Genomic DNA, 21,551 nt, shown 5'->3' with positions numbered 1-21,551 from the left:
GTGTCGTTCTCGCTCGGCGACGGCCTTCGTCCCGGCTCGATCGCCGACGCCAACGACGCGGCGCAGTTCGCCGAACTGGATACGCTCGGCGAGTTGACAAAGATCGCCTGGGCCAAGGATTGCCAGGTGATGATCGAGGGGCCCGGCCACGTACCGATGCACAAGATCAAGGAGAACATGGACAAGCAGCTCGCTGTTTGCGGCGAGGCGCCGTTCTATACGCTTGGACCACTGACGACCGACATCGCGCCGGGCTATGACCACATCACCTCAGGTATCGGGGCGGCGATGATCGGCTGGTTCGGCACGGCCATGCTCTGCTACGTCACGCCGAAGGAACATCTCGGCCTTCCCGATCGCAACGACGTCAAGATTGGCGTGATCACCTACAAGATAGCCGCGCATGCCGCCGACCTGGCGAAGGGACACCCGGCGGCGAAACTCAGGGATGATGCCCTTTCCCGCGCGCGCTTCGAGTTCCGCTGGGAGGATCAATTCAACCTGTCGCTCGATCCCGAGACCGCGCGGTCCTTCCACGACCAGACCTTGCCCAAGGAGGCGCACAAGTTGGCACATTTCTGTTCGATGTGCGGCCCGAAATTCTGCTCAATGCGCATTTCCCACGATATCCGCGCCGAGGCACAGAAAGAGGGCATGGCGGCAATGGCCGCAAAATACCGCGAGGGCGGCGATCTCTACGTGCCAGCGGACGAGACCAGCGCCCCGCCCATGCCGGAGGCGCATGAGCCGTCATGAAGGTGTTGATCAAAGGGGCCGGCGTCGCCGGCCTCACCGCAGCTTTCGAGCTGGCCACCCGCGGCGCGGCAGTGACGGTTGCCGAGACGAGGCATAGCCTCGGCGGCAATGCGTCGTGGTTCGCCGGCGGCATGTTGGCGCCATGGTGCGAACGTGAAAGCGCCGAGCAGCCGGTGCTCGATCTCGGACGCGACGCCGCCGACTGGTGGGATACGGCAACGCCCGGGCAGGTGACGCGGGCCGGAACACTGGTCGTGGCCGCGCAGCGCGATGCGGCCGAGCTCGACCGGTTTGCCAGTCGCACGTCGGGGTACAGGCCTGTTGATGAAAACGAAATCGCACAGTTCGAGCCGGACCTCGCCGGTCATTTCCACCGTGCGCTGTTCTTCCCCGACGAAGCCCATCTCGACCCGCGCCGGGCGATGGCTGCGCTTCACGACAAACTCGCAGCCATGGGAGTCGAATTTCACTTCGGCGCCAAGGCCCGGCATGTTTGCGGTTTCGATCGCCGGATCGACTGCACGGGCATCGCGGCGGAAGACGACCGACTGCGCGGCGTTCGCGGCGAGATGCTGATCCTGCGCACGCCCGATGTCTCGCTCTTGCGCCCGGTCCGGCTGCTTCATCCGCGCTTTCCGCTCTACGTAGTGCCGCGCACTGACCACCATTTCATGGCCGGCGCTACGATGATCGAGAGCCAGTCCGCTGGACGGGTCACGGCGCGTTCCATAATGGAGCTTTTGGGCGCGACCTATACCCTCCATCCGGCCTTTGGCGAGGCCGAGATCGTTGAAACCGGTGTCGGCGTCCGCCCAGCCTTTCCCGACAATCTGCCGCGTGTCGAAGCACGCGAAAGCACCGTCGCGATCAACGGGCTTTATCGCCATGGCTTTCTTCTCGCGCCCGCCATGGCGCGCCAGGCGGCCGAACTCGTCTTCAGTCACGACAAATCCTTGGAGCCTGCCAATGAAACTGATCGTGAACGGCCAAGCGCTTGAGATTGACGCCTCAACCCTGGCCGAACTGCTTGCCGCGCTCGACTATGAAGGCGATTGGCTGGCGACCGCCGTCAACAGCGACCTCGTGCACAAAGCCAGCCGGGCGGAATTCCGGTTGAGCGACGGCGACCGCATCGAAATCCTCTCGCCGATGCAGGGAGGCTAGCATGTTCGAACTTCTCGGGACGACGCTTCCTTCCCGCCTGCTTCTCGGCACGGCTCAATACCCTTCGCCGGCCATCCTTGCCGATGCGGTCCAGGCGTCGGGCACGGCGGTGGTAACCGTTTCCTTGCGCCGCGAGATGGCAGGCGGCAGGGCTGGCGAAAAATTCTGGTCGCTGATCCGCTCGCTCGGCATGAGAATCCTGCCCAACACGGCCGGCTGCCACTCCGTCAAGGAAGCGGTCACGACGGCGAGAATGGCGCGCGAATTGTTCGACACGACCTGGATCAAGCTCGAGGTGATCGGCAACCACGACACTCTGCAGCCTGATGTGTTCGGACTGGTCCAAGCCGCCCGCATCCTGTGCGAGGATGGATTTTCGGTATTCCCCTATACCACCGACGACCGTGTTGTCGCCGAGCGGCTGCTGGAGGCGGGCTGCAAGGTCTTGATGCCGTGGTGCGCACCGATCGGTTCCGCCCTCGGACCGATCAACATAACTGCGCTGCGCTCGATGCGCGGACATTTCCCCGGCGTCCCGCTGATTGTGGACGCTGGCCTCGGGCGGCCGTCGCATGCGGCGACCGTCATGGAACTCGGCTTTGACGCCGTGCTCCTGAACACCGCTGTCGCCAAGGCGGCCGACCCCGTCGGCATGGCACGAGCATTCGGCAAGGCGGTCGAAGCCGGCCGTGAAGCTTTCTGCTCGGGAATGCTCGAACCGCGCGAGGTTGCCGAACCATCGACGCCGACCATCGGCAGGGCAGTTTTTTCATGAAGCTCGATCCCTTCTACCTGATCGTCGACAGCGCTGCCTGGATAGAACGGTTGGCGCCGATCGGCGTCAAGCAGGTTCAGCTTCGCATCAAAAGCATGAATGAGACCAGATTGCGCGCCGAGATCCGCAAGTCGAATGCCTTGTGTGCCCAACACAAATGCCAGCTCGTCGTCAACGATCATTGGCGCCTGGCAATCGAGGAAGGCTGCGATTTCGTGCATCTCGGCCAGGAGGATTTGCAAACCGCCAACCTCTCGAGGATACGGGCAGCCGGCGTCAGGCTCGGATTGAGCACGCATGATCATGTCGAGCTGGAAACGGCCATGTTTGCGGAGCCCGACTATATTGCGCTCGGTCCGATCTATCCCACCATCTTGAAGAGGATGAAGTGGACGCCGCAAGGGCTAGAGCGGCTCGGTGAATGGAAGCGCCGGATCGCGCCGACACCCCTGGTCGCGATCGGCGGCCTCAATCCCAACCGGCTCGAGGATGTATTCGGTGCCGGTGCGGACAGCGCCGCCGTGGTGACCGACATTACATTGAATCCCGACCCGGAAGCGCGAACACGCGAGTGGATCGAAAAGACAAAGCCATGGCGCTGAGGCGCGAACCCCATGTGCTTGTCGTCGGCGGATCGGATTCCAGCGGGGGTGCTGGAATAGCACGAGACATCGAGACGATCACTGCCATTGGCGTGCGCACCTGTCTTGCTGTCACCGCGCTGACGGTGCAAACGCACGACGCCGTCATGGAAATTAATCGTTCGCCACCAAGCCTGGTGGCCGATCAGATGCACGCCGCGCTGCAGGCCAACGAAGTGGCGGCAATCAAGATCGGCATGCTCGGAACAGCCGAGACCATCCTTACCGTTGCGGCGGTGCTGCGCGAAAATGGGCAAGTGCCGGCAGTACTCGACCCTGTGCTGGCCTCCACTTCAGGCCACGCACTTCTGGAAGCAGGCTCTATCGATGCCATGAAGCGCGATCTGATGCCACTTTGCTGCATTGTCACGCCCAACCTCCCTGAACTGGCGCTCCTTATTGGCTCCGAACTGGCAGTGGATGAGGACGGAGCGCTCCAACAAGGACAAAGACTGCTGGCCGTCGGTGCTCAAGCCCTGCTGATTAAGGGTGGGCATGCGTCGGGACCCCGATCGACCGATATTCTGTTACGCTCCGGTCATGAACCCATCCCCTTCGATGCACCGCGCCTTGCCGCATCGATGCGCGGAACAGGTTGCGTGCTGGCCAGCGCGATTGCGGCGCATCTGGCGAAGGCGAAGCCGCTCGAAGACAGCGTGCGCGAAGGCAAGCTGTTTGTTTTCGAGAGGCTTCGGCACGATTGATCTTGCCGGTGATGACTACGGCCTGGGCGTTGAGAACGTCGAGCGTGGTGCGCTGGCCGACATCGCTGCTCGACGACGCCATTCAAGGCAAGTCGGGCTGTGGTGTACGTGGTCCATGCTGCAGTCACTTGCTGAGGACCAGAGCGCGGCCGACTCCTCGTCGGGGCGCCGCTGAGCTTGTTATTGTCCTCACCGTAGGTATCGATCCGGGCCTGATTGGGCGATTCCTTATTCCGTCGTACAAGCGCCGAAGTGCGGCCATCCGAATAGATCGGTGTGGTCAGCGTCGCGCCGATGCTGGCTGAGTAGTCGTGCCGTCCTGCTGGCTGGCAATAGGTGAGGTGTTGCGACAGGCGCTCGAGACGCCAGCTGAAGTGGAAAGCTGCCGTGGCAGCAGCGCACCTTCGGCCGTTGCCACTCAAAACGCTACCCCGTCGACCAGAGGCTCCGAGGCGACGATGGCGGGTGCTCGCTTGATGCGGTCGCGATTGCCGCATCGAGACTCGGGGCACCAGCTTCCACACGGGGGCGGCCCTGAGCTGCTTGAGGAGGCGAACGCTTCAATAGCAAGCCCGCCGAAGTGAGGCGTCCTCAGAAGTGCCGCGGATTACGCGTGAATGCATCCAAAACGTGAATGTTCTTAATTGAAGCAATCGATTTCTCTAGTCGACGGATGATGAATATGAAGGCGTCACGAGGCCGAGGATGCGATCTGGGATACCCAGGGTAATCGGTGGTCGTGGAGGCAACGACCACGTATTCGGCGCAGATAGCTCGGAATGGCCGCTACAAACCGCATACCGTCGGTGAGGACAATGACAAGCTCAGCGGCGGCCCCGACGAGGATGTCGTCTATGCGCCGACGTGAAGCCCTGCGCGATGCTCTGGTCGTATGCCGAGTTGTTCGGCGTAGTTGCGATGATGTTGCCACATCACAGTTGCGACCGCAGTTCCCGCCATGCCAACCGCAAATGATAAACTCCAGTTCACGTCCAGGAGCGAAAGCAATATGCATCGTCGTAATCTGATCAAAGGGTTCGTTGCACTCGGCGCGTGTTCCATTTGCGCCGATGCCGCGGGGGCGGCGGGCACCCATTGGGGATATGCCGGCCCGGCCGGGCCCGAACACTGGGGCGAGCTGGACAAGGGAAATTTCGTCTGCTCGGCGGGCACGCAGCAATCGCCGATCGATATCAAGGGCGCGGTCAAAGCGGATATTCCGCACATCGCCATAGGTTGGCACAAGGCCGGCGGCAGGATGGTGAACAACGGCCACACCATCCAAGTCAACCTGCCGCAAGGCAGCACCCTCACCCGCGGGGATCGTGTCTACGAACTGGTACAGTTCCATTTCCATGCGCCGAGCGAACACTACGTGGCAGGCAAGAATTTTCCGATGGAAGCGCATTTCGTCCATAAGGACACCGACAGCGACACTCTGGGTGTGCTGGGCGTGTTTCTGGCGCCAGGCGCGATAAATGCCAGCTTCGCCAGCCTTGCCGCAGCATTTCCCGCAATCTCAGGTGAGGAAACAGCGGTCGACGAGGTCGAGCCCAACGGGCTTCTACCGGCCTCACTTGGCTACTGGACGTATGCGGGATCCTTGACGACTCCGCCATGCACCGAAAACGTCGAGTGGATGCTGGCGACGGAACCGGTTGAGGTCGACCCGGCAGACATGGAGCGATTTACCTCACTCTACCCCCTGAACGCGCGGCCTATCCGTTCACCCAATCGGCGCTTCATCCTAGGCCTCGGCTGAGGTCCCCGTCACGGGCGAGGCCAGGCTGGCGCGCTATATCGACGTCTAATCCCCAATATCGTGAGGATGCGCTCCGCGTCGCTGAGGCCCTTTGGGAGCTCATCCTCGTCCTGGGAGCGGATCAAGACCAAGTGGGCGACGATCTTAAACCGTCTTTATGAGGGAGAGGTACACGTGGCTTTCCTGTTCCAACAGCATCCGGCAGCACACCGAAGGGATGGGGAGCTAGAATTCAGATTGGACCTTCGCAAGGCGTGCACCGCGGATCAAACGCCGTTTCCTTGGGAAAAATGGCTCAGTACCGACAAAGTATTTGTAATCGTACTAGCGGCCTGGTTTGTGCTCTTGGTCGGGACACAAAGGCAGGCCCCCCAGATCAACGAGGCGGCCCTAAGCGAGCTGCGAACGATTCAGATCAACTCCGCATTGCTCCAGCGCGACGTCGACCGCGCTCGGACCGATATCGTATTGGACTACCGTTCGGTTGCTTCTACCGGACAGGCATTGCAAAGGAATCTTAAAAACTTGCAAGGCCATCTCGAGATTTCGCCAGATGAGAGCTCCGGAGGGCACTCCAGATTGCTTGCACAGCTCAAAAAGTCCATCGAACACACAGCGGCTGCCATCGCAGCCTTGGCCGCGCAAAATGAGCTTATGCAAAGCTCTCTCGCAGACTTTGCTCGCTCGGCTAATAGCCTTGAGGGGGCACCGTCAAGCAGGCGTGAACTTTCCAATCTGATCCTTCAGTTTTCGGCCAGGCCGGGACTCAGCCTCGCATCACAGATCGATTGGTCTCTCGACCGACTTGCTCCGAGACAGGACCAAGCCGCCGAGGATGTTGTCCGCAAGGGCCGCGCTGTCCTGTCGGCTATGTCTAGGTTGGACCGCGCTGCCAATCGGATCGCATCCTTCGACACGCGCGCCAAGGCCGCTGAACTGGAGCGAGAACATCTGAAAGGCTATAGCTTGGCCAGCTCGCAAGCGCAGCATACGCGACTTTTCTTTGGCTCGGTGTCCATATGCCTCTGCTTGTTTGGGATCGTTCGGGCCTCCAGGCTGCATGTGCGCACGAAACGGTTGGAAAGGCGGTTGGAGCTTGAAGCGGCAATGAGTGAGATCGAAGCTCGCTTCAACGACAGTCAAGCAACGAACGTCTCGCTGCGCTTCTCCACCGAAGCAGCTCTTAGAGTCGTTAAACGCGTTTTCGATGCGGATCAATGCGCGCTTGCTCTGGTGGATCCGAGTCTCAGCAGGCATACCGAGTGCTTTGTGGCGAACACGCGCATGCGCGTCTGGAACGCCGCGCTTATCGACGAAGTCGTCTCACTTATCGACGCAGGACAGCCAGTGTTTCGCGTCGTTCCGGCGCCGCAAGTGGTTCGGACTGCCGTAGGCACTTCGGGTGTTTGTCAAATTGTTGGTTGCAGGGCCTCCGATCAGCAGGCTGCGGTTTGCATCCTTGTTTTTGAAGGAGATCGCTCACTCCCCTCAGCAGACGACCTCCAGGTTCTTGGCAGCGCCACTGTGCGTTTAAGCAACCATCTTCAAATGCAACGTGTACACGCGGAACGCAACCTTCTCGTGAGTCAAAGGGAGCATGCGGAAAGGCTGAGGACGGTCGGCACAGTCGCAAGCGGCGCTGCACATGAATTCAACAATACTTTAGGAGCAATAATCGGCTACGCAGAGATAGCCAAACGTCTTGTGCGCGGCCCATCGAGAATTCGGAGCCACATCAGCCAAATCATTTTGGCCGGCAACCGAGCCAAGCTGATCGTTGACCAGATTTTGTCACTAAGCCGGAACCGGAAGCGCGCGGTAATGCCTTTCGATGTCTCCGAAATTGTAATGGATCTTGCGCCATTGCTGAGGGTTACAGTTCGTGCGGATGTTCAGTTGAACTTCAAGATCAACGAGTGGCAAACGGTAATCGAGGGCAGCCCAACCGAGCTACAGCAGATTCTTATGAATCTGTGCAAGAACGCGTCGGAGGCTCTCTTGAATGAGGGCCGTGTCGAGGTTAGCGTTTCTCGCGCCCACGTCCGTCAAACGAAGCCGCTCGCTCAGGGCACCTTGAGACCGGGAGATTACGTTCTCCTCTCCATCAGCGACGATGGCCCAGGGATCGCAAGTTCGGTACTTCCGCATATCTTTGAGCCCTTTTTTACCACGCGCTCTCGCGTCGGCGGGACCGGACTGGGTCTTGCTGCAGTGGACAGCCATGTGAGCGCGCTCGCAGGATGCCTTGACGTCACCTCGGCTGTTGGCCGAGGTACGCGCTTTGATATCTACTTACCGGCCTCCGAGGAGGAGCCAGTCAGCGCTGGCATCGCTTTCGGTCCATACGACGGATCATTCGGCAACGGAGAAATCATTGCAGTCGTCGAGCCCGATCCAGCAGAGTTGGAGATCTACAAGGACGAGGTCGCCGCGCTGGGTTATAAGCCGGTCGGCTTCGCGACCTTCGAAAGTCTTTGCGGCTGGATCGAGAGCGGGAAGGCAGCTGACCTGCTAATTTTGGGTAAAACGCCTTTCCTCGAGCGAGGACAGGCCGAATCCGTATGCCCCACCCTCATGACGGTGCCTGTCATAGTTGTCGGTGAAATCGACCCCATGCCGGTCACATCTGATAATCAGGCCTTCGTCCTTTGGCTAGCGAAGCCGGTCTCGTCCAGGGCAATGGAGCATGCAATTCGTACAATGATGATGGCATGATGCCGCCGACTCGCTCAGGCTACCCAAGCAATCTGAGAAGGCCCGTCAAAAAGACATCGAAGCAGAACAAAATGACGCGTCACATCACAATCGACTTATCGATCCCGAGACGCTGTTCTAGCTAGCCTTAGTGCTTGTTAAGAAGGTCGGCTACTGTCTCTCCCCGTCGCCGGGCATCGGCGGCGAGCCATACCTCTCCCACCTCATACACTTCGCCTTGGGTACGGAACGGTACAATGACGTCAATGGCAGCCGACAGCATGTCAAGAAGCGTGCGGTCTTCCACAGCGGCTCCTTGCGGGCTGCTCTTGACGAGTGAAAAGAGCTTTTTAAAGCCTTGGACCGGATCAGCCCCATGAATCGTTGATATTGATCCCGCATGGCCGGAGACGACTTCGCTAAGGTAGGCCCAAGCAGCATCATCGCGCATCTCGCCAAGCAATATTCGATCAGGGCGCATGCGCAAGCTGGCTTGCAACAGTTGCTCGGCTGTCACCGCACCTACGCCTGCTCGGTCCTTCGGATAGAGTAACCGGACATGGTTCTCGTGCGGGATTGCAAGTTCGAGCGTGTCCTCGATACTTATCAGTCTCTCTTGCGGGGGTATAGCGTTGATCAAAGTCTTGCTCATTGTCGTTTTGCCGCTTCCAGTAGGTCCGCAAAGCAGCATCGTGAGCCGCCCGCAAACGCACGCTTGCAAAAATTGCTCCAAGTCACCATGGTCGTAGTGCTGAAGAATCGTTTCGTCCTGCCGCTCTTGGCGCTCCTTTCGTGACCGCCATTGATTCCAACGCGAGTATTCGTAGCGAGAAGAAACTTCCTTGAGTTCGGTCACACGACTTGAGGGACGCCGTATCGTCAGGCTTATTGTTCCTGAGGGAACAGCTGGCGGCAAACAGATCTGCAGCCGCTCTCCGTTCGGCAGCTCAGTCGCACAGAGGGGGCTTTGCGGTCCGACATCTTGCTTGCGCAGCGCTCCAGCGAGGATCGCGATGTCCTCCAGATCGTCATAAGATAGCGGCAGCGGATGTTTCGTGAAAACGCCGGCCTGTCGGACAAAGGCTTCCCCAGGCCGGTTGATAGCGACCTCTTCGGTCCTTGGCTCCTCAAGCCATTTCAGAACGGGGTCGAGAAGCAAACGCAATTGAGGATCAGCCTCCGATCGCATTGTTGTCTCTCCGGCGTTCGCGATGTTGGGGGGCTGGCGCCACGGCGGTCGCTCTAAGATCGTATACATCTGAGAAATCGAGGTCCCGAGCCACAAAGATGGATACAGCATCTCCCTGGTTTTTCTTCAGAGTTGGCGGAACGTTGATCGTCGCTCTCAGTGTCGTCTCGACGGCTTGTCCGCCATTGCTCTGGAAGCTGTTGATGCCGCTTCCTCCGCCAGAGCTGGCCGCGTATTGACCGGCCGCCTGAAACGCGCCTTGGATGACGCTCATGAGCATCGCTCCGCCAAAGCGTTGCCAGAAGTGATTGTCCACCGTGCCAGGCATTCCGGAGCGGCCGAGCTCGTCAGCGCCCGGCGATGCTATCGAAACGAGGGCATGGTCAGGTGTTTCGATGCGCGTCCATAGCACGAAGACACGCGCATCCCCCTGCTGGAGACCGCGCTGGATCTCGCCAATCACGGTCGTCCCGCGATCCAAGAGCACGACATTGTTGGTGGCGCCGCGGACGGCTTTAGGTAAGACGCACTTCACATAGCCGGGTAAATTTGTGTCGACTGCCGTTTGCAAAATGCACGGAATGATCGTTCCTTGAGTAATCACGAGATCAGGGTGCGGCATAAGTGTGGCCCGGCTCGGCTCCTGTATATCTGGCTTCAATCGGCCTGACAGATCGCCACCGTTTGAAATCTCATCCGCGGTCGCGGGAGCATCCTTATGGTTGTCTTCGCTCCGCTGACCGTCATTGGGCATTTGACTGCTGCTACTGTAGGCGAAAATTGGCGTTTCCTCGGGCGGCGGATCAGCTGGCGCCGGTGGGGGCGGCGCGGATGGCGCAGGATCTCCTGCCTGGGCCGCCTGTACGGGTGCTGGAGGTTCGGGAGCAATCTCAATTGGCACAGGGCGGAATGGCTCGGCGTTGGCGACAATTGGCGGTTTTGGCTGAGACGGATCGTCTTGTGTGCCGGGACGACCTCCGAGCCAGATGAGCGATAGAGATGAGACGAGAACAAGAGCAGCGACGGCCAACTTCTGCAATCCCGAAACATGCCGGCGGGCCGGCTCCGAGACCATCGATCCGGATGCATGGACATCATGTCCCGACTGTGGGCCGGTTTCATTCATCGGCCCGAGCCTTTCAAAACGCGCCACACGTCGGGTGTCACTGTACCGGTCACTGGCGCTCGTCCCACAGGATCATAAGCCCTGTTGAAAATGGACAAGACCGTATTGCCATCTCTCAGACGCCATTCCCGGGCGACTGCGGATACTTCAACATAGTCCCCTTTGACCGTGTAATTGGCAGCGGCTTCTTTCCCGTCGGGATTGATAACGTAGAGGGAGGGTATGCGGGAATTGCTTGCGAAGCCAAATACGGTCGTAAAGCCATTATCGAAAACTTCCAGCGGCGCCAGCGATCGATCGCCCTTTGCGACGTAGTGAAAATTGCTTTCGTCCGGACTGGCAGTTGCGGCGGGCCGATTCAACAAATCCTGAACTCTCTGGTCTTGCAGCACTTTCGCCCGGGCCTGGCCAAGAATCGAGCGCCTTTCTGCTTCCTTTCTCTGAGCAGCAGCCTCATCAGCAGGATAGGTGAACTGCACACTGTAGTATAGGTCTGGTTGCTGCTCATCAAGTTTTGGCATCGGTTTGGTTGAAATACTGAAGACGTATCTGCGTGTACCGGACTCGCTCTCGGCCAGCACGATGACCGGCTGCGGCGACAGCATCCGGCTAGCCTTAAAAAAGAGATAGTTGGCGCGCGGGAGCGCAGCCAGGTCTTTGCTATTGGAAACGGCCACGGCTGCGACGGTCTCGTTGGCCGCGAATGTGACAACCAGCGTTGCCCCCACTGCGGTCGATAGGCGCACCACTTCGTCGGGACGGTAAGCCAGGTAGCGCATCCGCGCATCATGCTTGCCGGCAAGTGGCGTGTCTTCCGCGCACGCTTCCGTCGCGAAGAGGAGTGAACAGGCCAGCGCGAAAAATGCTCTTTTTGTCATGGCTGCGCATAGCCCAGGTTCGATACGGTATCTTCCGAGGCTTGATAGGAGGTGACGAGTAGACCTCCCGGATTGGTGAGCCTCGATTGGCCAGGCAGACCCGTCAGGCGCTCGTAACGGATGGTAGCTGTCCATGTGGTCACTATCGGCATCTGCCCATCGACAACAAGCATACGTTTGTATCGGATCTGTTGAACGTCGGGACTGAGGTCGTTTGAGGAAATATGCCCGACCTCGAGCTTGCCGCGCTTGCCGACCGTGACTTGCGGCGAGGTGGGATTTGGATAGTTGAAGAAATCTTGATATTGCTGTTGCACAGCCGGTGCGCTGAAACTGGACACGAGGTCATAGGCGTATTGGGCTGTATCTGCTGTGTAGCCCTCGCGCAGGCGTACATATTCCCACAGCGAAGCATTTATGACTGCTCGGTCTTGAGTTGCGGGCAGTCGAGAGATTGACACTTCGCTGTCAACGGTCCCGTCCGGCCGCACCCAGAGGAACACAGGTACGAGCTTGGCCAACGGGACCATGGCAGCGATGGTAAATGCCTGGGCAACATTTCCGAGGACCGCCGCTGCCGCAAAGGCTATAAGGGCCTTTGACAGGCGCCGCGCAGACTTCGCTCGTGAAGTTTGAAACGCTTCCACCTTCTTGTAGTGAGCAGCTAGCGTTTCTCTCTCCACCAGAAGGGCATGTTCAGGAAATTTCACTTGGGCTCTTCCGTACACTCAACCTGAAGATCCTCAGGTGTGGTTTCCCATTGTCCCGCGTTCAGTTGGAATGGCGTACCCGTGCAGGTCGCAAGCCGATCGGTTGTCTTGCAGGCCGCCAAAGCGAGGATTGACAACAGTAGATAGCGTTTCATGTTTTTGATACCGCGCTTGTTGATTGATTAACCACGTGCCGTTTTGGCAAAGTAGCGATTGAGGTTGTTTGGAGCTCGGTTCGCCCCTGACCAAGAGCCGCCGGCGATGCTGCTGGCGATCGTCGGAAGTGCGACGATCAGAGCGTCGCCAGCCAGGAAAAGCATGTCGATCTCGTAAAGCCCGATGATCTTGGCTGCTGTCGTGCTCGAGAATTTGATCATAACAAGCATGGCTGTCAGCGCGACTGCTTCGGCCGCGATAACTATCGTCGCAACGATGTTGAGAAGGAGAAGCAGCAGCCCGTACGAGACAAGTTGGCCGATCCATCTGGTAGCCATGTCTCGAGTGTGATCAAAAAGGTAGCCGACAAGAACCAGGGGGCCGATCGCCAAGAGCACCTTCGTCAAAATTCCAACGGCATCATAGATTTCGAACGCTGTCCACAGCGAGCCGTAGAAAATCCATTGCGCTCCCTCGAAAGCAAGTGTGTCCTGGCCGTTCATAGGCCCGATTTCGGATGCAATCATCTGAAAGGCATACTGAGTTGAAGCAAACATCCAGTCGAGCTTCCGGGGAATATCGACGAAGGGTAAGTCGCTGCTACTCATCTGGTGAGCAAGCCTTGGAATCGTGTCGTCGAACACCGTTTCAATGTATTTCTGGTAGTTGGCCTGCCCTAAGATAAGGCCGACGACAATCGACACCATGATTACGCGAGAGATACCTCCACGCGCATCGACTTGACCACGCATGACCAGACAGCCTTGGATTATTATCCAAAGCGTCACACAAGCAACCAGAGGCGCGCTGATCGCCTCTTGGATTTTTTCAAGCACGTTGTGCAGCCCTGACGTGAAGGCCACATGAAAGACCGTGTGTATGGCCGTGAATGGCGCGGGAATGCTGAAATTCATGGCATGAGCCTGATTTGTCCCTGATCAGCGGAGTTGAGCCGGATGAACTCTGTGTGGTTCACGGCAGGCTGAACATCTTGGCGGTGTCCTGGCGTTCCCGACGCTGCGTGGCGGCCTCCTCCACTGCGTGAAGGCTCCCTTGTGCAGTGGCCATCGTCAGCAGACTGGTGGCCTGGACATTTTGGATGATCGCATCGTGAATCTGCTTGAGGACCAGACCGTTGGTCACGGTGGCCTGCACAATATTTCTCGAGCTGGAAAGCTGACCAAGCGTGTTGTCGTTAGCCCTAAGGCGCTTGTCCATTACGTCCAGAGTGTCGGCTGCAAGACCTGCGGCATTGGCGGCACCAGCGATTTGCCCCTCTAACAGTTTCCCTTCTGCATCGGTGCCGGTGACTATCCGAGTTGGGTCCTGCGCAATGTTACGCGCCATGGTCGAAACTGGCGCCCGAGCATCAAACATCTGCCCCTCCAGCTTATTGCTCGACGGGTAGTGATTTCCTTGGTTCAGTGCGCCCAACAGTCCTGTGACACCGAATGACGACTTTAGCATATCCACCATTTCGATCGTGGTAGCGAGCGTCGCGATTGACCTCTCAAGGATCGCCGCATTGGAAACCGCTGTTAAGGTCACTTGTGTTTCTGTTAACGGGTCGCTGACGACAAATTGCGACCGGGCCTGTGTGCTAAGCAGAAAGGAAGCAGCAAGCGTTGTTGCTGCAAGCTTGGCAAATCTCATGAATATTCCTCCGTCAGTCTTGAATTTCGTGGTAACGAGCCATGAACTTGTCGAGCCACCCACTTGGGGCATCTCCGTACTGGTCACGAAGCTGGTCGGCAAAGCGCACGGTGTTGGCCCGCCCCGAGAGTACGGCTACATACTCGCGCATCTGCCCAAGGTCGAATTCGCAAACAACACTCCCGCTGTCGCGCTTGAGCAAAAACTTGCGGCTGCCAATTGCCATTCCCTGGCGGATTGCCTCGAACTCCTGCGTGGTGCACTTCAAGCCATCGACATACGCAGCCCGATCCGCCGTCGGTGATGGGTAGAAAATCTTCGTCATGCATTGTGCAACGAGACTAGCTCCGAGGGGCGATTGAAGCACGTGTTCAGGCTGCTGCGTTGCGAGTATCAACATCCCGTTGTTTTTGCGGACGGTGAGCAAGAACTTGTCGATCACAGCCGAGAACTGGGGGTTGAGCAGATAGAAGCGAAATTCGTCGCAGCTCATGACAAACCGACGGCCATCGACAACAGCGCCCACGCGGTGCAGAAGATATGCGGCAGCCGGCGCGCAGACCTCCTCAAATTCCAGGAGCTGCGTCATGTCGAAGCCTGTAATGGAGGCATCCAGTCTTACTTCGTCGACATCGCCGTCAAAGGCCCATCCAAGCGCATTCCCTCTACACCACCGCTGCAGCCGTGCTCCTGCGCCCTCGGAGGGGCTGTGCAGCAGAAATTCGCGTAGGCCCGCAATTGAGCGCATGACGGGTTCGAACGAAAGTTGACGAACAATGCCACGTTCTAGTCGACGGCTTTCCTCCGGCGAGATCGGACCACGGCCGTCACTCTCGATTAGGGCCATCAACCATTCGCGCAGAAAGTCCAACGAGGCGGAGGTGTTGTCCAGTCCACGCAAGGGGGCCAAGCCGCTCGGAGCGCCTCTGCGCAAGGCTAGATATGTCCCCCCCGTGGCTCGCACCAGCAGTTCACCACCCCGGTCCTTATCGAAAAATACGATGGCACCATCGCGATCGACCAGGCTTTGCTCAAGCATCGCGAGGATAAAGGTCATCAGCGTCGTCTTGCCTTTGCCGACGGGCCCGAATATCGCCGTCATGCCGACGTCATCCTCATGGGGGATGTAGTCGAAAGAAGTTCCACCGTTCGTGCGAAAGCGCGCAACCGCTTTGCCCCAGTGGCCGGAAGTGGAACCGCTTGGGAAGTTTTCAAATGACACAAGCCCGGCAAAATTGTGCGAGGTGATCGCCCCCGGGCGTGTGCGCCACCTGTTGTTCCCCGGAAGTTGGGACCAGTACGCGGCCTCCATGCCGATACCCTCTTGGACGATAACGGCGCCCGCGTCGGCCAGCCTTGCGCGCGCATTTGCTGCACGATCTGCAAGGCTGTTGAGGCTGTCGGCATGGACGCACAGGCTCAGATGATGCGAACCCATGACGAACTCGTTGCTTGCCAGTCCGTCCTCTGCCTCGGCAAGTTCATTGATCTGGGTGAGAGCCTTGTCGCCGGCGCTCGTCATCTGGCTGGACTTAAGGCTAAGCTTCGCATGAGCTTGTGGCCGAGTGAGGAAGGAAAAGCTCTGGCTGAGGACAAGCGGAAAGTTGGCGGACAGCAAGGGATTTAGCATGCCTGGCCGCGTGGTCGCGGGATATTCACGGAACGAAAACAATGATCCCACGGAGCTGCCCCCGGGTCGTCGAATCTCAAGCGCCCGCTTCCCGCAGATGACTTGGTCAGTGTAGATCGAGGCGCCAAGTGAGCCGGTAACCATCGGAACCGGGAGAAACCGGCACGTCATTATCAGCCGAAGCGCCTCACCGATTTCCGTGAAGAGCACGTTGCCTTTCTCACGAATACCCAACCGGCGCAGACCGTAACCGCCGAGCGACCCAGCAATGATCTGCCAGAGGTCCTCCAGGCTTCGAATTTGTGTGGCCAGATCGTTGTCATTGCGTCTGGGGGATTTGGCAATGCGCCAGCCGATCTTGCCGATTGCGGTGCGGGGGAACACGACGACAGTGAGGAAGTGATCGTTGCGAAACAGCTTGCCCGACAGCACACGGCTCTCATAGGCCTCGTTCAGACTGTCAGCGAATGCGCTTTGAAACTGGCGCGATGCCGGCTCCGGCACATCGTTGTTTCGCACAAGATGGGCGTATAGCGTGACATTGTCGTCGGCGATGTTGCGCAAGAGAGTGTTGAACGCGCGGCAGCGCGAGTTGCGCATCTCAGCGTCCTCCAAATCAAACGGCAGCCCGTTCACATGTGCCATGGCCATGATCGATCCGTCCTCCAGAAGGACAACCTGATCGCTTAGATGACCGACATACGGAAGGTAGATCTCGCCAGATCTCTCGGTCCGGCCACTGGCGCCAAACATTACACCATTCCTCTTCCGCGTTTCGGCACTCTGATCGGATTGGCGCTGACGCTCGCGCCGCCCCAGACCTGTCCGTCCACGCTTCTGCCGGCGGTCTGCAAATAGAGGAACGCGACGCTTGCGGCGTTATAGTCACGCTCAACGATCAGCCGTGCTCCGAACCAGAGTGGCACGAGCACGATTTCATAAAGTGGGTTCTTAAGGATAATGATGACGAGCCCCGCCAACATCATGAGCGCTCCGGCCAGCGTCAGCGGCACCCCCAGAAAAAGTGCGGGGCGTGTCGCCGCCACATAGAGGGTGCTCACTTCCAACCGGTCGCTCATCAGCCGCCGCCTATGAGCGCCTTGCCCAGGAAGCTGGCGCCAAACATGATGACGATTCCTCCAACGACGCCCGCAACCAGGCCAAGTGAAGCACGACCGAACATCCAGGAGATACCGATGGCCACGAGTCCGAGCACGGCCAGCGATTGTCCGAAGGGGCCAAGTATGAAGGTGCAGATATTCTGGACCATCTTGGCAGGATCCGTCCCTCCGGTCACCTGGGCCGCGGCTGGCCCGCTGGACAAGACCGTCCACGCAACGCCCGCAGCAGCGGCCGGTACATATTCAGCCGCCATGCGCAGCATGAAAAAAGGCAAAGGAACACGCGTTTTAAACGCACGAAATATTTTGAGTGGCTTCATCATTGCATCTCCATGATTCAATCGAATACGAGTTTGTTCGGGTTCGAGGGTTCCCGCTCTTCCGCAGCCTGGCTGCCTGTCGGACCGGAGGGATCGGCCCCGGAGCGGTTTGACTGATAGGAGCCCCAGATGTCCCAGGAATTTTGGTTGGGCTGCTTTCTATTGGCCTGTTGGCTCTGTTGGAGCAGAGGCGGCACGTCTTTCCGACCGGGTGCCTCGAGGTCTGGCACATCTTGAGCGGTGGGCTCCAGCGTTCGCTCAAGGAGACTTGACATGTCCTTTGCGGCCGACTCGACCTTGCGTACATAACCGTTGGCGAAGCCACGCGTGACGTCGCCCGTGTTATAGGCCGAGATGGCACGGCGAAGCGCCAGTTGCTGCGCCAAAGCAGTCGCGCCGCCGGCATACCGGCTTTCAAGTAAGTGGGCGGCAGCCGAAAGCGAGGCGCAGGGCTCGAAAGCCTTTTCCGGCGTGAGATTGAGTATGGGAAAGTTGTTGCTGTTTATCTGCATCAATCCAACGTCGACAGAATGTTGTGCTTCGAGGCGGTGCTTGATGCCCCGCGTGGCTTCCAGGTGATCTATCCAGCGAAGCTGCTCACCTGTGGTGTTGTCATGAGCCACCAGTGTTTCAAAGCCACTTTCAACCTTGGCAATCGCGGCGAGGGTGGACGGCGCAACCCATGGAGCGCATTTGCGCGACAGGCTGTGGAACTCACGGGGAGAAAGTGGCGCGGGCTCGGCTGGGAGTGACATGGATGTCAACAGGACGATGGCCAGGGGCCAAGCTGCAATAAACATTCCCTATCACCTACCTTTCCAAGCCGCCGGACGAGTTCTGGCCCTGTCCGGCACGCGCTTATCGGGGAGGTTTGTTACTCTGTGATGTTCAATTTCAGCTTTTCGGTTTCAACTGAAGCAAAGACCGTGTTCGTGTCAGCATGGGTGAGCATCTTGCGCATGCGTGAGTGCGCGGGCCCGATCAGCCAGCGACATCCGGAGCATCTTGGTATGATGACTCCTGTGCAGGATTGCTCGTCCCCGCCGTCCGTTGCTCTTGGACCGGGGCCCGCGACTTCGTCGTCATGGATGGTGATGGGATCTTCTGTCAGCGCCAAGCCAAGGACAAAATGGGAAGCTTGGCGGGTTTGTTCAGGCTCGGGATCACCGTGGGGAATCGACGAAGGCGATAAAGCAGCCCAACTTTGCCGGTATGCTGCCGGTGCTTTAAGAGCAGCCATGCGCGGCCCTGCACACTCAGATCATTGCTTGAGACGCGAGCTCGTCCGCGAAGCTGGCTCGAAGGCGCAAATCCGCGGGGGCGAGGGTCAACGGGGAAGACGTGGCGGCGCAGCCCATCCTGGTGCGAGCCTGGTTCAGCTGTTCGGCCGCCGCCGGCAACGGGTGGATCATGCACAGTCCCATCGGCAGAAAACCGCACGCCATTAACGGAGTGCGACGGCGCAATGGACAAGCATAGTGACACCCTCCAGATGGAGGGAGTTGCAGTAACTGAGAAATGTTAGCCCGGACGTTCACCGCAACCGGCGACCTGCCGGTCGCCCGAACAGCATTTGAGGCCGCCGGCCACCTTGGACGAAGCCGGCTTGGCAGGAGACATACTATTTGGCACAAGGCCGCTGCAGCGAATCACGGTCTTCTTCCGCCGACCGCCTCTCCGATCAACCAAACGCCGCGCTGCTCAACCATGTCCGAGCTGGATCCACGAGCCGGAGGATGTCGAGATGATCCAGGTCCGCAAACTCCAGGATGACGAGGATGCAAGGGCATAGCAGGAAACTTGGCATCCATGAGGTCGAACTCGAATGGTATTGGCAGGCCTGCACCAACGGGGGAGCTCGAAGCGAAAAAGCGAAGGACCACACGGCAGGGTCATCTCGGCGCTTGGACCTGTCTGGTGGCCACGGGCGGCCTGGGTGCGGTCAATTCGCCAGGGATGAAAAGACCAGGACGAGCACGGCCTCACATTGGCCGCACGCAACGGCGAGTGGTATCAAGGGGCAGCTGTTCTGCGTCGGCGCCCCAGGGTTGCTCGGCAACAGGTTTAGACAAGGGGATTCAAGATTGAAGGTGTGCCGTTGAAACATGTTCTTGTCATTGACGATGATGCCGCAATGCGGCGCCTCATCGCCGGGTATCTCACGATGCATGCCCTGAAGGTAACCGCAGTCCACGATAGCAAGCAGTTTGACTATGTTCTTTCACATGAGCCAGTCGATCTCGTGGTTGTTGACCTTAACCTAGGCCGGGAGGATGGACTTGCGATTGTCCGCAATCTGGCGACAAAATCGGATGTTCCTATCATAGTGATCAGCGGCGACCGGCTTGATGAGGCGGAAAAAGTGGTTGCACTGGAGCTCGGCGCAACCGATTTCATTCCCAAGCCTTTCGGGATGCGCGAATTCTTGGCCCGCATTCGAGTAGCGTTACGCGAGCGCATTTCTAGTCCGCGAACCAGAGATCAGCGCTCATTTCGCTTTGGGGCCTGGAAGCTCAGCGTGAAGCAGCGGCGACTGATCTGTGCGGAGCGTGGCGAGGTCAAGCTTACCGCATGTGAGTTCAATCTCTTGATCGCATTTCTGGAGAACCCCCGCAACGTGCTATCCAGAGAACGGCTTTTGCTCGCGAGCCGTGTGCGTGGAGAAGAGGTGTACGATCGAAGTATCGATGTCCTAATCATGCGCTTGCGTCGAAAGCTGGAGGCTGATGCGGCCAATCCTCGCCTAGTCAAGACATGCCGTGGTGCAGGGTACTTCTTCAACGCTGACGTAGACGTTAGCTACGGAGGTACCTTGGCCGCGTGACAGGAGCTATTCAGGAGATTGGCTGACGAGGCTGATCAAGCGTAAGCGGTGTTCTCAGGCCACGGCCTTTAGCTCGGGCGCCCGGATGTAGGCCAAAGGCAGCAGGTCGTTGATCTGGCTGTTCGGATGGCTGTTGACGATCCTGGTGAGGACGTCGGCGACTAGCCGAGTGGCTCGACACCATTGAGCTTGCAGGTTTCGATCAGCACGCAATGACTGCCCAGTGTTCGGCACCGCCGTCGAGCCAGCGAAGAGCGCGTTCTTGCGGTTGAGTGCGGATTCCGACGTGAAGCCGGCCGCCATTCCGATCAAAGACCGGCCACCGTTCCGATTTGAAGCCGGCCACCATTCCAATCAAAAGCCGGCCAGTTTTCGGAACTGAAGATTACCTCCTGGGTCAGCAACTTTGGCATCAATCACCTCGCCATGAACGGGGACATTTTGATGCCGGCAAAGAGAAGGCTGACCATGAGACAATTGAGACAGATGCTGCGGCTTGCCGGAAGCGGGACGAGCTCCCGCGAGATTGCGGTCGTATTGGGGATAGCGCGCAGTACGGTGCAGGATAATTTGCAGCGTGCAGCCGCGGTTGGATTGAGCTGGCCCTTGCCGGGCGAGCTGACCGACGATGCGCTTGAGCACAAGCTCTTCAGTCGCAACGGCGTCAAACAGGGCACGCGACGACGCACGGAACCGAACTGGGCCGATCTTGCGGTCGAGCTCAAGAAGCCCGGCGTCACCTTGCTCATCCTGTGGGAGGAGTATCGAGGGTCGCATCCCAACGGTTATGGCTACAGTCGCTTTTGTGAACTTCTACGGGGATTTAAGCAGCGACTGTCACCGACGATGCGCCAGGAGCATGCGGCCGGCGACAAGGTCTTCGTGGATTATTCCGGCAAGAAGATTCCGATTGTCGATCGCAAGACCGGTGAGATCCGCGAGGGGGAGATCTTCGTGGCGGTGCTGGGTGCGTCCAGCTACACCTTTGCCGAGGCCACCTGGACGCAAACGCTCCCCGACTGGATTGGCTCGCATGTCCGGATGTTTCGTTTTTTTCACGGCGTTCCCAGACTCGTCGTTCCCGACAATCTGAAGTCGGGCGTCAGTCGCGCCAGTTTCTACGATCCCGAGATCAACCGCAGCTACGGCATGATGGCTTCCCACTATGGCGTCGGCGTTCTTCCGGCACGGCCAAGAAAGCCTCGGGATAAATCGAAAGTGGAGAATGGAGTGCGTTTCGCCCAGTCCTGCATTCTGGGGCGCCTGCGCAACCAGACTTTCTTCTCGCTGGCTGAGGCCAATGCCGCCATTGCCCAGGCGCTCGATCGCATCAACGACCACGTCATGCGCCGGCTGGGCGTCAGTCGCCGACAGCTCTTCGAGACCGTCGAGCGCCCGGCTTTGGCCAGTCTTCCACTGGAGGATTACGAGTTTGCCGAATGGCGTTT

General features: G+C 58.8%; 23 protein-coding genes and 1 pseudogene. 11 read left to right on the top strand and 13 right to left on the bottom strand.

All coding sequences use genetic code 11. From position 1 onward, the window contains the following. The 9 genes from AC0L3D_RS33175 to AC0L3D_RS33135 form a co-directional block, all read left to right on the top strand. Positions 1-756: phosphomethylpyrimidine synthase ThiC (locus AC0L3D_RS33175; protein WP_473647183.1), on the top strand; the 756-nt coding region annotated here is incomplete at its 5' end. Beyond that, positions 753-1,754: a glycine oxidase ThiO gene (gene thiO, locus AC0L3D_RS33170; protein ID WP_473647181.1), complete on the top strand. Its 1,002-nt coding sequence runs from the start codon at positions 753-755 to the stop codon at positions 1,752-1,754. The genes AC0L3D_RS33175 and thiO, both read left to right, overlap by 4 nt. Next, a complete protein-coding gene (gene thiS / locus AC0L3D_RS33165) occupies positions 1,723-1,920 on the top strand; it encodes a sulfur carrier protein ThiS (RefSeq protein ID WP_473479407.1) in 198 nt (65 codons plus the stop codon). The genes thiO and thiS overlap by 32 nt, the downstream gene beginning before the upstream one ends. Position 1,921: 1 nt before the next feature. Then, positions 1,922-2,695: a thiazole synthase gene (locus AC0L3D_RS33160; protein WP_473489531.1), complete on the top strand. Its 774-nt coding sequence runs from the start codon at positions 1,922-1,924 to the stop codon at positions 2,693-2,695. Then, entirely contained in the window at positions 2,692-3,297 is a 606-nt protein-coding gene (locus AC0L3D_RS33155; protein WP_473489532.1) for a thiamine phosphate synthase, read from the top strand. The genes AC0L3D_RS33160 and AC0L3D_RS33155 overlap by 4 nt, the downstream gene beginning before the upstream one ends. Then, positions 3,288-4,040: a hydroxymethylpyrimidine/phosphomethylpyrimidine kinase gene (locus AC0L3D_RS33150; protein WP_473479402.1), complete on the top strand. Its 753-nt coding sequence runs from the start codon at positions 3,288-3,290 to the stop codon at positions 4,038-4,040. The genes AC0L3D_RS33155 and AC0L3D_RS33150 overlap by 10 nt, the downstream gene beginning before the upstream one ends. 739 nt (positions 4,041-4,779) lie before the next feature. Next, a complete protein-coding gene (locus AC0L3D_RS33145; RefSeq protein ID WP_473479398.1) occupies positions 4,780-4,908 on the top strand; it encodes a hypothetical protein in 129 nt (42 codons plus the stop codon). 141 nt (positions 4,909-5,049) lie between these two features. Then, positions 5,050-5,802, top strand: a complete 753-nt coding sequence (locus AC0L3D_RS33140) for a carbonic anhydrase (RefSeq protein WP_473479395.1) — start codon at positions 5,050-5,052, stop codon at positions 5,800-5,802. A 174-nt stretch (positions 5,803-5,976) separates the two neighbouring features. Next, complete coding sequence (locus tag AC0L3D_RS33135) at positions 5,977-8,517, top strand: two-component system VirA-like sensor kinase (RefSeq protein ID WP_473647179.1); 2,541 nt, start codon at positions 5,977-5,979, stop codon at positions 8,515-8,517. A 127-nt stretch (positions 8,518-8,644) separates the two neighbouring features. Here the strand turns inward: AC0L3D_RS33135 and virB11 are convergent, their stop codons facing one another. The 12 genes from virB11 to AC0L3D_RS33075 form a co-directional block, all read right to left on the bottom strand. Then, on the bottom strand, positions 8,645-9,685 hold the full coding sequence (gene virB11, locus AC0L3D_RS33130) for a P-type DNA transfer ATPase VirB11 (RefSeq protein WP_473479389.1): 1,041 nt from the start codon (positions 9,683-9,685) through the stop codon (positions 8,645-8,647). Further along, complete coding sequence (gene virB10, locus AC0L3D_RS33125; RefSeq protein ID WP_473479386.1) at positions 9,669-10,811, bottom strand: type IV secretion system protein VirB10; 1,143 nt, start codon at positions 10,809-10,811, stop codon at positions 9,669-9,671. Before virB10 ends, virB11 begins: the two co-directional genes overlap by 17 nt. Further along, entirely contained in the window at positions 10,808-11,689 is an 882-nt protein-coding gene (locus tag AC0L3D_RS33120) for a TrbG/VirB9 family P-type conjugative transfer protein (protein WP_473479384.1), read from the bottom strand. Before AC0L3D_RS33120 ends, virB10 begins: the two co-directional genes overlap by 4 nt. Continuing rightward, complete coding sequence (locus AC0L3D_RS33115) at positions 11,686-12,399, bottom strand: type IV secretion system protein VirB8 (RefSeq protein ID WP_473479381.1); 714 nt, start codon at positions 12,397-12,399, stop codon at positions 11,686-11,688. The genes AC0L3D_RS33120 and AC0L3D_RS33115 overlap by 4 nt, the downstream gene beginning before the upstream one ends. Next, positions 12,396-12,554 carry a type IV secretion system lipoprotein VirB7 gene (locus AC0L3D_RS33110; protein WP_082827328.1) on the bottom strand — a complete coding sequence of 53 codons (159 nt, stop codon included), beginning with the start codon at positions 12,552-12,554 and terminating at the stop codon, positions 12,396-12,398. Before AC0L3D_RS33110 ends, AC0L3D_RS33115 begins: the two co-directional genes overlap by 4 nt. 27 nt (positions 12,555-12,581) lie before the next feature. Then, complete coding sequence (locus AC0L3D_RS33105; RefSeq protein WP_473479378.1) at positions 12,582-13,469, bottom strand: type IV secretion system protein; 888 nt, start codon at positions 13,467-13,469, stop codon at positions 12,582-12,584. Positions 13,470-13,527: 58 nt separating this feature from the next. After that, positions 13,528-14,208, bottom strand: coding sequence for a TrbJ/VirB5 family protein (locus AC0L3D_RS33100; protein ID WP_473479374.1), 681 nt, complete (start codon positions 14,206-14,208; stop codon positions 13,528-13,530). Between the two features lie 13 nt (positions 14,209-14,221). Further along, positions 14,222-16,591 (bottom strand): VirB4 family type IV secretion/conjugal transfer ATPase, encoded by a 2,370-nt coding sequence (locus AC0L3D_RS33095; protein ID WP_473647177.1) that lies wholly within the window; start codon positions 16,589-16,591, stop codon positions 14,222-14,224. Continuing rightward, entirely contained in the window at positions 16,591-16,917 is a 327-nt protein-coding gene (locus AC0L3D_RS33090) for a type IV secretion system protein VirB3 (protein WP_473479370.1), read from the bottom strand. The genes AC0L3D_RS33095 and AC0L3D_RS33090 overlap by 1 nt, the downstream gene beginning before the upstream one ends. Further along, positions 16,917-17,282 carry a pilin major subunit VirB2 gene (gene virB2 / locus AC0L3D_RS33085; protein WP_473479368.1) on the bottom strand — a complete coding sequence of 122 codons (366 nt, stop codon included), beginning with the start codon at positions 17,280-17,282 and terminating at the stop codon, positions 16,917-16,919. Before virB2 ends, AC0L3D_RS33090 begins: the two co-directional genes overlap by 1 nt. A gap of 14 nt (positions 17,283-17,296) precedes the next feature. Next, the gene (locus AC0L3D_RS33080; protein ID WP_473479366.1) at positions 17,297-18,079 is read right to left on the bottom strand and encodes a type IV secretion system lytic transglycosylase VirB1; all 783 of its coding nucleotides are present in this window, start codon (positions 18,077-18,079) and stop codon (positions 17,297-17,299) included. Positions 18,080-18,153: 74 nt separating this feature from the next. Next, positions 18,154-18,519, bottom strand: a complete 366-nt coding sequence (locus tag AC0L3D_RS33075; RefSeq protein WP_473479364.1) for a hypothetical protein — start codon at positions 18,517-18,519, stop codon at positions 18,154-18,156. Between the two features lie 858 nt (positions 18,520-19,377). Here AC0L3D_RS33075 and virG point away from each other — a divergent pair. Continuing rightward, entirely contained in the window at positions 19,378-20,103 is a 726-nt protein-coding gene (gene virG, locus AC0L3D_RS33070; RefSeq protein WP_473479361.1) for a two-component system response regulator VirG, read from the top strand. 54 nt (positions 20,104-20,157) lie between these two features. Here virG and AC0L3D_RS33065 read toward each other — a convergent pair. Beyond that, a pseudogene (locus AC0L3D_RS33065) lies at positions 20,158-20,379 on the bottom strand (transposase domain-containing protein); the annotation flags it as partial. Between the two features lie 210 nt (positions 20,380-20,589). On the opposite strand from AC0L3D_RS33065, the gene istA reads away from it, so the two are divergent. Further along, positions 20,590-21,551, top strand: a 962-nt coding sequence (gene istA, locus AC0L3D_RS33060; protein ID WP_473647175.1) for an IS21 family transposase, incomplete at its 3' end; no start/stop codon positions are given.

This window comes from Mesorhizobium sp. WSM4837 (genome assembly GCF_055811435.1).
This window is presented reverse-complemented; position numbering and strand designations above follow the sequence as displayed.